This window comes from Microbacterium sp. MYb62 (genome assembly GCF_002979475.1).
In the GTDB taxonomy this organism is placed as follows: Bacteria; Actinomycetota; Actinomycetes; order Actinomycetales; family Microbacteriaceae; genus Microbacterium.
On sequence record NZ_PCOY01000016.1, the window covers coordinates 1 to 15,256 of the forward strand.

General features: G+C 69.5%; 12 protein-coding genes. 6 read left to right on the forward strand and 6 right to left on the reverse strand.

What is annotated here, in order from left to right:
• Positions 1 to 32 precede the first annotated feature (32 nt).
• The 4 genes from kdpB to CQ042_RS20515 are packed head-to-tail and all read right to left on the reverse strand — an operon-like array spanning position 33 to position 4,169.
• The gene (kdpB, locus tag CQ042_RS14475; RefSeq protein ID WP_105671160.1) at positions 33 to 2,261 is read right to left on the reverse strand and encodes a potassium-transporting ATPase subunit KdpB; all 2,229 of its coding nucleotides are present in this window, start codon (positions 2,259 to 2,261) and stop codon (positions 33 to 35) included.
• Positions 2,262 to 2,263: 2 nt separating this feature from the next.
• A complete protein-coding gene (kdpA, locus tag CQ042_RS14480) occupies positions 2,264 to 3,943 on the reverse strand; it encodes a potassium-transporting ATPase subunit KdpA (protein ID WP_105671161.1) in 1,680 nt (559 codons plus the stop codon).
• Positions 3,943 to 4,032, reverse strand: a complete 90-nt coding sequence (locus CQ042_RS14485; RefSeq protein WP_017201862.1) for a potassium-transporting ATPase subunit F — start codon at positions 4,030 to 4,032, stop codon at positions 3,943 to 3,945. Before CQ042_RS14485 ends, kdpA begins: the two co-directional genes overlap by 1 nt.
• Positions 4,029 to 4,169, reverse strand: coding sequence for a hypothetical protein (locus tag CQ042_RS20515; protein WP_181157583.1), 141 nt, complete (start codon positions 4,167 to 4,169; stop codon positions 4,029 to 4,031). The genes CQ042_RS14485 and CQ042_RS20515 overlap by 4 nt, the downstream gene beginning before the upstream one ends.
• A 131-nt stretch (positions 4,170 to 4,300) precedes the next feature.
• On the opposite strand from CQ042_RS20515, the gene CQ042_RS14490 reads away from it, so the two are divergent.
• The 6 genes from CQ042_RS14490 to CQ042_RS14515 all read left to right on the forward strand — a co-directional run bounded on the left by CQ042_RS14490 (position 4,301) and on the right by CQ042_RS14515 (position 14,053).
• Positions 4,301 to 4,750 (forward strand): hypothetical protein, encoded by a 450-nt coding sequence (locus CQ042_RS14490; protein WP_105671162.1) that lies wholly within the window; start codon positions 4,301 to 4,303, stop codon positions 4,748 to 4,750.
• Between the two features lie 117 nt (positions 4,751 to 4,867).
• Complete coding sequence (locus tag CQ042_RS14495) at positions 4,868 to 7,393, forward strand: LuxR family transcriptional regulator (protein WP_105671163.1); 2,526 nt, start codon at positions 4,868 to 4,870, stop codon at positions 7,391 to 7,393.
• A 619-nt stretch (positions 7,394 to 8,012) separates the two neighbouring features.
• Positions 8,013 to 9,233: an Ig-like domain-containing protein gene (locus CQ042_RS14500; protein ID WP_105671164.1), complete on the forward strand. Its 1,221-nt coding sequence runs from the start codon at positions 8,013 to 8,015 to the stop codon at positions 9,231 to 9,233.
• Positions 9,234 to 9,305: 72 nt separating this feature from the next.
• On the forward strand, positions 9,306 to 10,004 hold the full coding sequence (locus CQ042_RS14505) for a hypothetical protein (protein ID WP_105671165.1): 699 nt from the start codon (positions 9,306 to 9,308) through the stop codon (positions 10,002 to 10,004).
• Between the two features lie 96 nt (positions 10,005 to 10,100).
• Positions 10,101 to 11,522 (forward strand): 3' terminal RNA ribose 2'-O-methyltransferase Hen1, encoded by a 1,422-nt coding sequence (locus tag CQ042_RS14510; RefSeq protein ID WP_105671166.1) that lies wholly within the window; start codon positions 10,101 to 10,103, stop codon positions 11,520 to 11,522.
• Positions 11,519 to 14,053, forward strand: coding sequence for a polynucleotide kinase-phosphatase (locus tag CQ042_RS14515; protein WP_105671167.1), 2,535 nt, complete (start codon positions 11,519 to 11,521; stop codon positions 14,051 to 14,053). The genes CQ042_RS14510 and CQ042_RS14515 overlap by 4 nt, the downstream gene beginning before the upstream one ends.
• A gap of 68 nt (positions 14,054 to 14,121) precedes the next feature.
• Here CQ042_RS14515 and CQ042_RS14520 read toward each other — a convergent pair whose 3' ends face one another.
• Together CQ042_RS14520 and CQ042_RS14525 are read right to left on the reverse strand one after the other, a co-directional pair.
• Positions 14,122 to 14,535: a hypothetical protein gene (locus CQ042_RS14520; protein ID WP_105671168.1), complete on the reverse strand. Its 414-nt coding sequence runs from the start codon at positions 14,533 to 14,535 to the stop codon at positions 14,122 to 14,124.
• Between the two features lie 118 nt (positions 14,536 to 14,653).
• Positions 14,654 to 15,256, reverse strand: a complete 603-nt coding sequence (locus CQ042_RS14525; RefSeq protein ID WP_105671169.1) for a GNAT family N-acetyltransferase — start codon at positions 15,254 to 15,256, stop codon at positions 14,654 to 14,656.

The following is a 15,256-nucleotide window of genomic DNA, read 5'->3' on the forward strand; positions in this document are numbered from 1 at the left end:
GATGGGTGCCGGGGGCGGGGAGGGGACGGGACTCAGAAGCCGGGGATGAGGCTGATGACGAGGTCGATGAGTTTGATGCCGATGAACGGGGCGATCACGCCGCCGAGGCCGTAGACCAGCAGGTTGCGCTGCAGGATCTGCGAGGCGCTCGCCGGGCGGTACTTCACCCCTCGCAGTGCCAGTGGGATCAGGAACACGATCACGATCGCGTTGAAGATGATCGCGCTGGTGACCGCGGATGCCGACGAGTGCAGCTGCATGATGTTGAGCGCCGCGAGTCCGGGGAAGACTCCCATGAACATGGCAGGGATGATCGCGAAATACTTCGCGATGTCGTTCGCCAGCGAGAACGTGGTGAGCGCTCCGCGGGTGATGAGCAGCTGTTTGCCGATGCGCACGATGTCGATCAACTTGGTGGGATCCGAGTCGAGGTCGACCATGTTGCCGGCCTCTTTCGCGGCCGACGTGCCGGTGTTCATCGCGACGCCGACGTCGGCCTGAGCGAGGGCCGGGGCGTCGTTGGTGCCGTCGCCGGTCATCGCGACCAGACGGCCTCCTTCCTGCTCGCGCCGGATGAGCTCGAGCTTGTCCTCCGGGGTCGCCTCCGCGAGGAAGTCATCGACGCCGGCCTCAGCGGCGATCGCCTTGGCGGTGAGCGGGTTGTCGCCCGTGATCATCACCGTGCGGATGCCCATGGCCCGCAGCTCGTCGAAGCGCTCGCGCAGACCGTCCTTGACGATGTCCTTGAGGTGCACGACACCGAGGATGCGGCCGGCCGTCACCTGTCGGGAGTCTGTACGGGCGTCGGCGCGTTCCGCGGCGATTCCTCCGCCATCCGTGCTTTCTCCCGACAGGTGGTCGGGGGCGGGCGGTGCCTTCACGGCGACGACGAGGGGTGTCCCACCGCTCGAGGCCACCGCATCCGTACGGCTCGTGAGCTCGGTGTCGTCGCTGTCGAGTCCGAGCCAGGCCCGCACCGCGGAGCCTGCGCCCTTGCGGATCTGCGTGCCGTCGGCCAGATCGAGGCCCGACATGCGGGTCTGCGCGCTGAACGGCACGACCACCGCGTCATCCGGCGCGGTCACGTGGATGCCGTGTGCCGCGGCCAGCTCGACGATCGAGGCGCCCTCCGGGGTGGGGTCGGCGAGCGAAGACAGTGCGGCGACATGCAGCAGCTCTTCGCCGTTGACGCCGGGAAGCGGGAGCACCTCGTGCGCACGGCGGTTGCCGTAGGTGATGGTGCCCGTCTTGTCGAGCAGCAGCGTGGTGACATCTCCTGCGGCCTCGACCGCACGCCCCGACATCGCGAGCACGTTGCGCTGCACGAGCCGGTCCATGCCCGCGATGCCGATGGCCGAGAGCAGCGCCCCGATCGTGGTCGGGATCAGGCAGACGAGCAGGGCGATGAGCACCGGGATGCTGACGGGCGATGCGGCGTAGGAGGCGATCGGGTTGAGGGCGAGCACCACGACCACGAAGATGATCGACAGGCTCGCGAGCAGGATGTTCAGCGCGATCTCGTTGGGGGTGCGCTGGCGGCTGGCGCCCTCGACGAGGGCGATCATTCGGTCGACGAAGGTCTCGCCCGGTTTCGACGTGATGCGCACCACGATCCGGTCGGACAGCACGCGGGTGCCACCGGTGACGGCGCTGCGATCGCCGCCGGACTCGCGGATCACCGGGGCGCTCTCGCCCGTGATGGCCGACTCGTCGACGGTGGCGATGCCGGCGATGATGTCGCCGTCGCCGGGAATCAACTCGCCCGCGGTGACGATCACGATGTCGTCGCGCTGCAGCTCTGCGGAGGAGACCTGGGCGGTCGCGGCGTGCTCCGCGGCAGCATCCGTCGACGGCTCGTAGCCGACCACGCGGCGGGCCATGGTGCTGGTGCGGGTCTTGCGCAGGCTCGCGGCCTGCGCCTTGCCGCGGCCCTCGGCGACCGACTCCGCGACGTTCGCGAACAGCACGGTCAACCACAGCCAGATCGCGATGCCCCAGGTGAACGGTGCGGGGACCGGAGTGCCACCGGAGTCGGCCGGGCCGCCCAGGAACGGCTCGGCGATCGCGAGCACGGTGGTGAACGCGGCACCGACCCAGACCAGGAGCATGACGGGGTTGCGCACGAGCGCTGCCGGATTCAGCTTGCGCAGGGCCCCGGGGAGGGCCTGCACGAGCTGTGACCAGCCGAAGGAGCGCGGGGGTTCTGCGGGGGTGGATGCCGGAGCATCCTGCTGTTCGGAGGGGGTGGTGATGAGGGTCATGGTCAGGCGAGTCCTTCAGCGAGGGGTCCCAGTGCGAGCACGGGGAAGTAGGTGAGCGCGGTGACGATGACGGTCACGGCGAGGAGGAGGCCGACGAACTGCGGCCGGTGTGTGGGCAGCGTGCCGGAGGTAGCGGGCACATGCTGCTGTGCGGCGAACGAGCCGGCCAGCGCCAGCACGAGCACGATCGGCAGGAACCGACCGAGCAGCATCGCGATACCGAGCGCGGTGTTGAACCACGGGGTGTTCGCGGTGAGCCCGGCGAAGGCGGAGCCGTTGTTGTTCGCGGCCGAGGTGAACGCGTAGAGCACCTCGCTCATGCCGTGCACGCCCGGGTTCAGGATGCTGGTGGACTCCACGTCCTCACGGATGCCGGGGATCGCGAAGCTCATCGCCGTCCCGCCCAGGACCAATGCCGGGACCACCAGGATGTACAGGCTCGCCAGCTTGATCTCCCGCGGGCCGATCCGCTTGCCGAGGTACTCCGGGGTGCGTCCGACGAGCAGTCCGCCGACGAACACCGCGATGATCGCGAGCACGAGCATGCCGTACAGGCCCGAGCCGACGCCACCGGGAGCGACCTCGCCGAGCATCATGTTCAGCATCGGCATCATGCCGCCGAGCGCCGTGTACGAGTCGTGCATCGAGTTGACGGCACCGGTCGAGGTGAGGGTGCTCGCGCTGCCGAACAGCGTGGAGCCGAGGATGCCGAAGCGCACCTCCTTGCCCTCCATCGCGGCTCCGGCGAGCTCGGGCGCGGTGCCGCGACCCGCCAGTTCGAGCGCCGAGAGGGCGAAGGTCGAGACGAGGAAGATCGTGCCCATCACGGCGGCGATCGCGTAGCCCTGGCGGTGGTCGCCGACCATCCGTCCGAACGTGCGGGGGAGGGAGAACGGGATCACGAGGATCAGCAGCACCTGCAGCAGGTTCGTGAAGCCGGTCGGGTTCTCGAACGGGTGCGCGGAGTTGGCGTTGAAGAAGCCGCCGCCGTTCGTGCCGAGGAGCTTGATCGCTTCCTGCGAGGCGACCGGGCCGCCCGGGATCGTCTGTGTACCGCCCGACACCGTGGTGACGTCGGTGAAGCCCGCGAAGTTCTGGATCACGCCGCCGGCGAGCAGCGCCACCGCGCCGATCAGCGCGATAGGGAGCAGGATGCGGCCGAGACCGCGGATCAGGTCGACCCAGAAGTTGCCGATCGTGGTGGAGCTGCGACGGGCGAGACCGCGGATCAGGGCGATCGCGATCGTGAGGCCGACGGCCGCCGAGACGAAGTTCTGCACCGTGAGGCCCGCGAGCTGCACGGTGTAGCCCATGGTCTGCTCGGGGGAGTACGACTGCCAGTTGGTGTTCGCCACGAACGAGGCGGCGGTGTTGAAAGAGAGGCCCTCGGGCACGGCCGGGAGGCCGAGCGACTGGGGAAGGAATGCCTGCAGCCGCTGCAGGCCGTAGACGAGAAGCACACCGACGACCGAGAACGCCAGCACGCTGCGCGCATAGGCGCGCCAGGTCTGCTCGGAGGACGAGTCGACCCCGATGAGCCGGTAGACGCCACGCTCGACGCGCAGGTCGCGTGCCGAGGTGAAGACGTGGGCGATGTAGTCGCCGAGGGGGCGGTAGAGGAGCACGAGCACGACCACGACGGCCGTGAGCTGCAGGATGCCGAACCAGACAGACGCGTCCATCAGAACCTCTCCGGTGCGACGAGCGCGACCACGAGGTAGACGACGGCGGCGACCGCGAGGGCGGCGGCGAGGATCTCGAAGACGATCATCCCCGCGCCTCTCCGTCCATCGTTTCGCGCTGGGCGGAGCCTCGGGCGCGTGGGCCCGTCCGCTCCACCCCCTTGGCCACCAGGGAGACGAGAGCGAACAGCGCGAGAATCAGCGCGATGTAGATGATGTCGAGCACGGATCCGATACAACTCCCGCACGGCTCCCGCCGACGCCATCCTCACGCTTCCCCTACGCCCCCGACGCGGATGCATGCGCGTTGCTCACACTCCGGGCGCGACGAGCGGAGGGACTGAGAGGATGTCGTGCATGAGTGTGATCTACGACTACTTCTCCGCAGCATCCGACCAGGAGGCCGTGAAGGTCCTCGACGTGGACGGCGGCCCGACGGCGGCGGACGCGGGATTCGACGCCGGGACGCTGGGCGGCATCGACCCGGTCGTGCAGCTCGGCACCCTCGAGGCGCTGCTCACGGACACTCCCTATGACGAGGTGACCGACGATTCGCGCGCCGGCCACAACCTGGCGATGAGCGACGACTACGACCGGATCGTCATCACCGTGACCGATGCGCTCGTCGCAGCGCTCGCCGCCGCCGACGAGGTCCGTCTGGCGGAGGTGGCGGAGCCGTGGTCGCAGACCGAGGAGCTCGAAGGAGCGGATCCGGCCCAGCTGGCGGCGTTCGCGCGCGACCTCGCCGCACTCGCGCGCCGGGCCACGGCATCCGGTCACCGCCTCTACTGCTGGGCCTGCATCTAGGGGTCGACGAGCAGGTGGCGCATCGCGCCGTCGGGGAGGATGCTCGATGCAGACGACGCCGATCCGTCGCGGTCGTCGTCGGGATGGGATCGAGCAACGCAGTGAGAAGGAAGCCGCATGGTCGAACGCCGAGTCTCCACGGATGATGCCCTCGCTTATCTCGCGGCCGGAGTCGACGTCACCGTCGTCGGCCGACCGGGCAGCGGCCGCACCACGTTCCTCCACGGTCTGGGGAATGAGCTCGAGAACGCGGGCTACCGGGTCGTCCGGGTGGTCGGTGTCGCCGCGCTCTCGGCCAGCCCACTGGGTGTGCTGTATGCGCTGGTGTCGGGCGAGAACGGGCTCCAACCCGGGCTGCCCGCGCTGAAGGTCGCAGTCGACTGGTTCGTCGCCAAGGCGGAGAGCGGCAACCTGCGCGTGCTGATCGATGACGCAGACTGCCTCGATGAGATGTCGTGGGGCGCGATCCTGTCCGCGCAAGCGACTCACCCTTTCGGAATCGTGTCCTGCGAACTGCACTCCCGAGGCGAGGCTCCTCTTTCGCACCGGCGGCGCTCCTACGAGGTCGATCTGCCGCCTTTGAACCGGGAGGAGATCGAGCAGATCCTGTCGAACCGGGGTGGTGCCCCGGTGGACCCCGGAACCGTGAGTCGCATCTTCGGAAAGTCCTTCGGACTCCCCGGATTGGCGGTCGGCCTGTGGGATATCGGTTGCCAGGAGAAGACGATAACGCTGGAGGGCGGCGCCTTCGTGGCGCGTGACGACCTGTGGAGCCCCGCTCTCGGACGCCTCATCGACCGGCAGCTGGCGGGGACGAAACGACGTGAGCGCGACGCGCTCGAGATGTTGAGCCATGCGGGTTCGCTCGATCTCGACGCGACGATCGACCGGGTGGGATCGAAGATCCTCGATCGTCTCGAAGAGAAGGGCCTCGTGCGTTTCGAGCTGTCGAGCGGACGGCTGCTGTCCGTCGTGACCCCGCCGCTCGTGGCAGAGCATTTCCGGCACACGCCGCTCCGCGCGCACCACTCGCGGCAGCTGTCGTCCATCGCCATGCCGTGGATCGATGATCCTGCCGATGCCGCCGTCCACGCGGCACCTGCTCCCAATGCGCTCTTCGTCCGTGCCGTGCACGAGCGTTCGCGTTCGCGGATGCTCGTCGCGCGCACGGCCTGGGTGCAGCAGCAGAGTGCCACCACCGCGGTGGAGTACCTCGACGCGCGGGACCGCACGACCAGTGGCGCGAGGCTCACACCGGCCGTCGTCGGTGCCACGGCATCCGAATCGTCCGGCGACGAGCTCTCCCAGGCACAGTTGGGCATCTGGCAGGCAGGGTGGACCGCTCGAAACATCGGCGTCGACGCCGCCCTCGCCGAGCTCGCGACGCTGGAATCGCGGTTGCCGGCATTCGCTGCGCTGGTCGACGCCGCGCGACTGCGGCTGCGTATCGAGGGGGTCGGATCGGCGCCTGAGGAACTCGCTCCCGGCGTCGATGCAGACCTCGATGCGAAGGTCCGTGCGGAGCTTCACTATGTGCGCGCCTACGGCATGCTCACGCTGGGGCGGTTCGAGTCCGCGGCCGCCGAACTCGACGGCCTGGACCGCGAGAGCGGCCTCATCACGACGTGGGCGGAGCGGGACAGCGTCCGCTGCCTGACGCTCATCGGTTTGGGACGCCATTCGTCCGCGCTCGCTCTGGCCTACGAGGTGCTCGACCGGGCGCGCTCGCAGCTGGATGCCGCGGCGATCTGCAACGGCGCCTATCTCGCAGCGTTCTGCCAGTTCCTTCAGGGGAACAACCGTGAAGTCCTCACCCTCGCGGAGACGGCGCTGGCGGTCGCGTCGACCTCGGCGAGGCAGAGCACGCCCCTCCTCGGGCTCGTCTGCATGGCGAGCATCGTCGCCGGTCGACTCGGCGACGCGCAGCTGGCACACGTCAGAATCGATCAGGGGGAGCGGATGGGCGGAGAAGCCCATCTGCCGACGATGTCGACGAGCTGGCCTCGGGGGCAGATGCTCCTGAGCACCGGGCACCGCCAGGAGGCTCTGCGGACGATGCGAGAGGGCGCGGATGCCCTGTGGGGCCGGGGCGCGCGGTGGTCGGCCGTGCTGGAGAACCTCATCGAGCTCGAGCTGGCCCCTGATCGGGAGCGACTCGACGAGCTCAGCGATCGGCTGGATGCCGTGGACGGCGAGTTCGTGGGTGCGCTGCGTGCGTATGTGGAGATGCTCATCGACGGCGATCCCGAGGGCCTGACGGCGGTCGCACCCCGTCTGGCAGCCACGGGTCGGGTCGGTATCGCCATCAACGCCTATGAACACGCGATCCGGATGTTCGAGCAGGAGCAGCGACCCGACATGGCGGCGACGGCGGCCCGTGAGGCCGCCGAGTACACGGCCGGTCTGATTCCCGGGACCTACGACTCCCTGCGCTTCCGGAGCGCCGACATCGTGCTCACCGAGCGGGAGATGCAGTTGGCTCAGCTCGTGGCGGATGGCCGGACCAACCAGCAGATCGCCGCCGAGCTGGTTCTGAGCGTGCGCACCGTGGAGAGCCACGTCCACCGGATCATGCGCAAGACGGCCACTCGTAGTCGTCGTGAACTTCACGCGTACCTGACGAGGGTCGTTCCCCCCGTCTGACGGGTGACGCGAACACCGCCGAGGACTACGGAGAGTCGGCTCCTCGCGCACTCACGCGCCCGGAGTTCGTTACGGCACCGATGATCGCGCGGCTCCGCACGGGGGTCCCGCGCCCCGCTCGCGCGCTGCCGTCCGGTCATGCTGGTTCTGCGCGCCCGTTTCGGGTGGGCGCGCATCCGACGAGCCGAGCGGCGCTCCCCCGCGCCGGTCCTCGGCTCCCCGGAGGCGTTCATCCCCGTCCCCAGCGGGGTGAGCGTCAAGCGCCGTGGGCCGCTCCCCATGGTCCACGGCGCGGTGGGGCCTGGGCGACCGAAGCCCGGATTCGGGCTCGCGCAGACGGAGGTCGGAGACTACGTCCGGCCGGGTACCTGCGCCACCTCACCTCCCCGCTTCCGGGTACGGCACTCGCGGATCACCGACACGGCACCCGCCGATCGGGTGGGCTTCCGGGCCTGCGTCGCGGACACACTGAGACCCGGGCATCGCGAGCATGCCCCCTCTCTTCCCGGCGACTCGAACGCTTCCTGCGTCGCGCGCATGCCGTGCGGCATCTCGCGTTCCGCCGCCGAAGAGAGCCCTCTACCCGGTCGACGGCGCGTGCCCCGGCCAAGGAGAACAGATGAAGAACAGGGTGAAAGGTCGGCCGTTGGCGCTGGCCGCACAAACCGCGGCCGTTGCCGTGGCGATGGTGGGCTTCGGCGGGGCCTCTGCCGCGATGGCGGCGCCCACGGCGGACTTCTTCGACGCGGTGACCGTGTCTCCGAGTCTGCAGACCCCGTGGCAGCAGACGGGGAACCCGGATGCCGTCCCCGCGGGTTCTCTGGTGGATGTCGGCTTCGCCTTCACGGTTCCCTCCGATGCCATCGCCGGAGACACGGCGACGCTCACGCTGCCGTCGGAGCTGTCCGTCGCCGATCTGTCGGCATTCGACATCGTCGCGGAAGACGGGGCCTCGATCGGTACCGTCGCCCCGAATGGGGACGCCGTCGTGGTGACCCTCTCGGACTACATCACGACCCACACCGGCATCACCGGATCGGTGGATTTCGATGCGCGATTCGACTCGCCGAGCCTGACGGCCACTCCGTCGACGGTCCCTTTGGCGTTCACGACGGATGACGCGACCTTCGACTCCTCGCTCACCGGCTACCGGGTCACCGACAACGGGTTCGACGCGTTCGGTGTGGTCGACGGTGTCATCTCCGGAACGACGCTGACCTGGACCTACCGTGTCGCGGCGCCGACGTACGAGCTGGACTTCGCCTTCATGGATGGGGCGACCAGCGTCGACTGCGCGGCACTGCAGGTCACGTACCGTGACGCGGTGTGGAACGAGGGCGACCCGTATCCGAGCGAGGCGGCGTTCGGTGCCGCGGCGCCTGCCATCACCGCGACCTGCGGTGCGGTGTCTTCGGGGTTGGAGTCGGCGACGCAGGTGGTCTCGCTCACCAACGCGGCTGCGGTTCCCAGCGGCGTCATGCGCGAATACCGCGTGGTGACCTCGATCACCGATGCGCAGCAGGCACAGTTCCAGACGGTCCTCGCCACGTCCGACGCAGCAACGGAAGGGGTGCTGTACGCGGCGGGATTCGCCGATCGTCAGGTCAGCGACGGCGCCGGTGCGGGCGTCGACTCGGGCGCCGAGCCGATCACCCCGACCGACCCCGCCGACAACACGGGAACCGCTGTCGTCGGGCCTTCGGTCCACACGGGTGGGTCCCTCCAGGACGGCTCGCCTTCTGGATGGCTCATCGCCGGTGCCGCTCTTCTCGCCCTCGCCGGCGTCGGAGCCGGGGCGGTGGGATTCCGACGCTTCCGCAGCAGCCACCAGGCCGACTGATCCTCCGTGGCGGGTGCCTCGTCGTGTGACGGCGAGGCCCCCGCCGCATCTTCGCAGAATGGACTCGCAGGGATGACGTATCTTCGTGCCGGGCACGCTGCCCGACGGCCGCGGCGACGTGCGGCGTGGGCGTACTCGCTCGCCGGATTCGCCTTCGCCATCGCCGCAGTGCTGTGCGTGACAGTCGCGGTCGGGATGTCGACGCCGAGCGCGTCGGCGGAGCAGGACCTGAAGGGGAACTCCGTCGTCCTCGACCCGGATGCGACGGTGACGCCGGAGCTGTCGGAGGCGATGGACGCCGAAGCCGACATCGGCGAGCGGCTCGTGATCGGATCCCGAGGGCTCGACGTCCCCCTCGGCCAGGTCAACGAGGTCGACGGAGTCCTCACCCCGCCCGGGTTCTCATCCGCCTACCTGGTTCGCAACCTCGGGGTTCCCCCGGATCGGGCAGACGAGGGCACGACCTACGTGGTGATGCACTCGCTTGCCGGTGAGGGAATCGCGCCGGGCGACTTCGTGACGGATGTGGCCAACGGCCGCGCATCGATCGCCGCGGGCGAGGAGATCGATGTCGCGGGAGTCGTGTACGCCGTCTCCACGAGCTCTGTCGTGTCGAAGACCGACCTCCCGACCCGCACCGACGTCTGGGCGCCGACGCCCGATCGTCTCGTCATCATCACGTGCCTGCAGCTGCCGTCGGGTACGCCGTCGACGCAGAACCTGATCATCGAGGCCACGCGCGTGGTCGACGGAGGGACCGCATCGGGCTGATCGGTCCCGTCGGGCCGCGATTCTCCTTCGTGAACGGCCTGCAGCGCACCGCCAGTAGACTGACCGGCCAGCGCTCGTCCGATTCGAAGGGTCCTCGTGCTCGTCACCATCACCTCGACCGCGCCCGCCGCGTCGAACATGAGTCACCTGCTCCGCAAGCATCCGGACCGCGCGCAGGCGTTCTCGCTGAGCGTCGGCACAGCGCACGTCTTCTACCCCGAGGCATCGGACGACCGCTGCACCGTGGCTCTGCTCCTCGAGGTCGATCCCATCGGCCTGGTGCGCGACAAGCGCTTCCGGGGGAGCGACGCGGGCACGCTGGCACGCTATGTGAACGACCGGCCCTACGCGTCCTCGTCGATGGTCGCCGTCGCGCTGGGGCAGGTCTTCCGCACGGCGATGAACGGGACGAGCGAGACGTTCCCCGAGTTGGCGGCATCCGCGCTGCCGCTCGAGATCACCGTGGCGGCCGTGCCCGCTCGGGGCCGCGACACGGCCGGCCTCGTCGCACGTCTCTTCGAGCCGCTGGGGTGGGCGGTCGACGAGTCGCCGATCCCCCTCGATCCGGAGTTCCCCGAGTGGGGCGACTCCGTGTACGTCGACCTCGCGCTTCGCGGGAAGGTGCGGCTCGGCGACGCGCTGCGGCAGCTGTACGTCCTCCTGCCTGTGCTCGACGATTCGAAGCACTACTGGGTCTCGGACGATGAGGTCGGCAAGCTCGTTCGCGCGGGCGAGGGCTGGCTGCCCGACCACCCGGAGCGGGATCTCATCGCGCGGCGATACCTGGCGCATCAGCGGTCGATGGTGGATGCCGCGAACGAGCTGCTCGACCCGAGCGCCCGGCTGGGTGGGCTCGACGACATCCCCGCCGACGACGCGGGAGAACCGGCCGACCGCCCGCGCCCCGCGAGTCTGGCGCCCCAGCGGGCCGAGGCGGTGCTGGCCGCGCTTCGCGATGTCGGCGCACGCTCCGTCGCCGATGTCGGATGCGGAGAAGGCGCTCTGCTGCGGCGGATGCTCGCCGATCCCGCATTCGCGAAGATCATCGGGACCGACGTCTCGGCGAGTGTCCTCGCCAAGGCCGAGCGAGCGCTCAACCTGCGCGAGGCGGGCGATCACCAGCGCGAGCGGATGCAGCTCCTGCAGTCGTCCGTCACGTACCAGGACGACCGTCTCGCCGGCCTGGATGCGATCGTCCTCATGGAGGTGATCGAGCACGTCGACGAGGAGCGGCTCCCGGCCCTCGAGGCCTCCGTGTTCGGTGCGGCTGCGCCCAGTGCGGTGATCGTGACGACCCCGAACGGCGAGTACAACGCCCTGTTCGCCGCCCTGCCCGCCGGAACCTTCCGTCACACGGACCACCGGTTCGAGTGGACGCGCGCCGAGTTCGCCGCGTGGGCCGACGGCGTCGCAGAGCGCCACGGCTACGTGGTCGAGTATCGGACGGTGGGTGACGTCGACGTCGATCTCGGCTCGCCGACCCAGCTCGCCCTGTTCCGAAAGGCCACGGACCGATGACACGCCTCGCCCTCCCCGACATGTCGCTCGTGGTACTCATCGGAGCGTCGGGCTCCGGCAAGTCGACGTTCGCGGCCACCCACTTCCGGCCCTTCGAGACGCTCTCGAGCGACTTCTTCCGAGGACTGGTGTCCAACGACGAGAACGATCAGGCCGCGACTCCCGCGGCTTTCGAGGCACTCCGATTCGTGGCGGGCAGACGGCTCGACGCCGGGCTCCTGACGGTCATCGACGCCACGAACGTGCAGGCCGACGCCCGTCGCTCTCTCATCGCGCTCGCTCGCGAGCACGATGTGCTGCCTGTCGCCGTCGTGCTCGACGTGCCCCAGAGCGTGTGCATCGAACGCAACGCGGCCCGGAAGGACCGCGACTTCGGCGCGTCCGTCGTGAAGCGTCAGCACGATCAGCTGCGCCGCTCGCTGAAGCACCTGGGCAAGGAGGGCTTCCGGCGCGTCCACGTCCTGTCCGGTCTGGATGAGATCGCGGCCGCCGAGTTCGTGCGGGAACCGCTGCTCAACGATCGCCGGGAAGAGACCGGTCCCTTCGACGCCATCGGCGACATCCACGGCTGCAGATCCGAGTTGGAGTCCCTGCTCGGCGAGCTCGGCTACCGGGTGACCCGCGATGACCGGGGGCGACCGATCGATGCGTCCCACCCGGAGGGACGCCGGGCGATCTTCCTGGGCGACCTCGTCGACCGCGGTCCCGACTCTCCCGGCGTGCTGCGCCTCGTGATGGGGATGGTCGCCGCCGGGCACGCTCTGGCCGTGCCCGGCAACCACGAGGCCAAGCTCGTGCGCGCGCTCGAGGGCAAGAAGGTGCAGGCGAGCCACGGCCTGGCGGAGACGCTCGCACAGCTGGCGGACGAGACCGAGGAGTTCCGCCGGCAGGTGCTGCAGTTCTGCCGGGACCTGGTGTCGCACCTCGTGCTCGACGGCGGACGGCTGGTCGTGGCGCACGCCGGGTTGATCGAGAAGTACCACGGACGTGCCTCGGGACGGGTGCGCGCGTTCTCGCTGTTCGGCGACACGACGGGTGAGACCGACGAGTACGGCCTGCCGGTCCGACTTCCCTGGGCCGAGGACTACCGCGGGAAGGCGATGGTCCTCTACGGGCACGTCCCGACCCTCGAGGCGGAGTGGATCAACGGCACGATGTGCCTCGACACCGGTTGCGTGTTCGGGGGGAAGCTCAGTGCCCTCCGGTATCCCGAGAAGGAGGTCGTCGACGTCCCCGCCGAGAAGGTCTGGTACGAGCCGGTCGTGCCGCTGGGGGGACCGGCGGGGCCCGGCACCCGCGATCCCGCACTGCTCCGGATCGACGATGTCCTCGGCAAGCAGATCATCGAGACGCGCGTGTTCGGCAAGGTCGGCGTCCGCGAGGACAACGCGGCGGGAGCGCTCGAGGTGATGAGCCGCTTCGCGACCGACCCCCGGCGCCTGGTGTATCTGCCTCCGACCATGAGCCCGCCCCAGGTCTCGCACCGGGACGGAGTCCTGGAGCACCCGGCCGAGGCGTTCGCCGCGTACCGCAAGGACGGACTCGACCGCCTGCTCTGCGAGGAGAAGCACATGGGGTCCCGCGCGGTCGTCCTCCTCACCCGTGAGCCGTCGAGGTTCGGTGCACCGGAAGGATGGCGAGGAGCCGTCCACACGCGCACCGGCCGACCGTTCTTCGACGAGGCGACGACCGACGAGTTCCTGTCCCGCCTCGACCGGGCGGCGGAGCAGGCCGACCTGTGGTCCGAGCTCGACACGTCGTGGCTCCTGTTCGATGCGGAGCTGCTGCCGTGGTCGCTCAAGGCCGGCGCGATGATCCGCGAGCAGTATGCGAGCGTCGCCGCAGCCGCGACATCAGCCCTTCCCGCCGCGTCGCGTGCGCTGCAGACGGCCGCCGAGCGGGGCGTCGACGTCGCCGACCTGCTCGCGCGCACGAATCGACGGGCGGCGAATGCCGACGCCTACCGCGACTCGTACCGGCGCTACAGCCAGCCCGTCTCCGGGCTCGACGGGGTGCAGCTCGCGCCCTTCCAGCTGCTCGCCTCCGCCGGTGCCAGCCATCTCGGGCAGGATCACGCGTGGCACCTCGCCGTGGCCGACAGGCTCGCGGACGCCGACGAGGGACTGATCCGTCGTACCCGACGCATCGAGGTCGACCTGTCGTCGCCCGAGTCGGAGGCCGCTGCCACCGTCTGGTGGGAGGAGCTCACCCGCGCCGGCGGAGAAGGGATGGTGGTGAAGCCCGTCGCCGGCCTCACCCGCGGAACGCGATCGCTCGCCCAGCCCGGCATCAAGGTGCGCGGGGCCGAGTACCTGCGGATCATCTACGGGCCCGACTACCTCGACCCGGGCAACCTCGAGCGACTCCGGGACCGGGACGTGGGGCACAAACGCTCGATGGCGCTCCGGGAGTACGCACTCGGTGTCGAGGCGGTCGAGAGATTCGTCGCCGAGGAGCCGCTGTGGCGAGTGCACCAGGCCGTCTTCGGCGTGCTCGCGATGGAGTCCGAACCCGTCGATCCTCGGCTCTGAGCCGGACGTCGCTCGACCGGAACGCCAGCGGGCCGGCGGGTCAGCGGGATCGAGACTCAGGACTCGCGTCAATGAAAGGCGGAGCTGACGAGCATGAGCACTCCCGTCGCCGCGACGATGTAGGTGGCGAACATGATCGTGGAAGCGATCGTGACGCCGCCGAAGAATCTGTAGAGACGGTCCTTGCGGTCGAGGCCGTCTAACGTTCTCACGTACCCGACGAGGAGAATGACGAACACGGTGATGACACCGAGCGCGGTGCCGAAGCCGGTGGTGAATCCCCAGACCTGCGGGAAGAGGTACGGAAGAGGCCCGGCGCCCGTGGTGGCGCCGATCACGGCAAGAACCAGGGCGATCACATTGACGGCGACGAGAGGCCACAGCCATCGGTACTCCGCACGGCGACGGACGGTGCCGGCCGGCGCCGTGGGCGGGTGTCCCGGGAGGTCCGGGCCTGCCGGCTCTACGGGGTCGGCGGGCATGGCGCCGTGCCATTCATGTGGAGTGGAGGATGCTGCGGGGTCATCGGTACAGGGTACGCGGACCGTGCTGCTCCGGCGGCGGACCCGCGTGGATGAGCTGCTCGCATGCGGCCGCCCGTCACCCCTCGGAGGGCATCGACCATTCCTCGGCGAGCAGCCCGTAGTTCATGCCGTCGAGCCACTCACCCGAGCGATGCAGGGCCGTCTTGCGGCTGAACTCCTCACGGCGCATCCCGAGACGCTCCATGAGGCGCCAGGACGGCTCATTGTCGGCGTAGCAGCCGGCATGCACCCGGCGCAGGCCCAGCGGGCCGAAGCACACGTCGATCACGGCGCGGATCGCTTCGGTCGCGTAGCCGTTCCCGGTGTGCGCCGGGTCGAGCACCCAACCCAGCTCGGCTTGGACTCCCTTCGCATCGGCGGCGACTTCGACCTGCGCCCATCCGTCCCCGATCCGCACCATGATGTCGCCGATCGGGGTCGGAGCCGCGGTCTCGTCTTCGGGTAGCAGCTCGACGATGTACAGGGAGGAGAGTCGATCGGGGCCGAGATACCACTCACGGAACGCGTCCAGTGTGTCGGGGGCGACCCCCAGCCACCGGTTCACCTCGGCGAGCCGACGCCACTCCCACATCACGTCGATGTCGGCGGGTGTGCAGGGGCGGATCTGCAGCCGAGGTGTCCGTGCCGGCCACGGTGTCGCGGTTCGCGTGTCGGTCAT

Excerpts from the sequence above, each read along its gene's own strand:
- kdpB (WP_105671160.1), bottom strand. The coding sequence starts at position 2,261 with ATGACCCTCATCACCACCCCCTCCGAACAGCAGGATGCTCCGGCATCC.
- kdpA (WP_105671161.1), bottom strand. The coding sequence starts at position 3,943 with ATGGACGCGTCTGTCTGGTTCGGCATCCTGCAGCTCACGGCCGTCGTG.
- CQ042_RS14485 (WP_017201862.1), bottom strand. The coding sequence starts at position 4,032 with ATGATCGTCTTCGAGATCCTCGCCGCCGCCCTCGCGGTCGCCGCCGTC.
- CQ042_RS14490 (WP_105671162.1), top strand. The coding sequence starts at position 4,301 with ATGAGTGTGATCTACGACTACTTCTCCGCAGCATCCGACCAGGAGGCC.
- CQ042_RS14495 (WP_105671163.1), top strand. The coding sequence starts at position 4,868 with ATGGTCGAACGCCGAGTCTCCACGGATGATGCCCTCGCTTATCTCGCG.
- CQ042_RS14500 (WP_105671164.1), top strand. The coding sequence starts at position 8,013 with ATGAAGAACAGGGTGAAAGGTCGGCCGTTGGCGCTGGCCGCACAAACC.
- CQ042_RS14505 (WP_105671165.1), top strand. The coding sequence starts at position 9,306 with ATGACGTATCTTCGTGCCGGGCACGCTGCCCGACGGCCGCGGCGACGT.
- CQ042_RS14515 (WP_105671167.1), top strand. The coding sequence starts at position 11,519 with ATGACACGCCTCGCCCTCCCCGACATGTCGCTCGTGGTACTCATCGGA.
- CQ042_RS14520 (WP_105671168.1), bottom strand. The coding sequence starts at position 14,535 with ATGCCCGCCGACCCCGTAGAGCCGGCAGGCCCGGACCTCCCGGGACAC.
- CQ042_RS14525 (WP_105671169.1), bottom strand. The coding sequence starts at position 15,256 with ATGACCGACACGCGAACCGCGACACCGTGGCCGGCACGGACACCTCGG.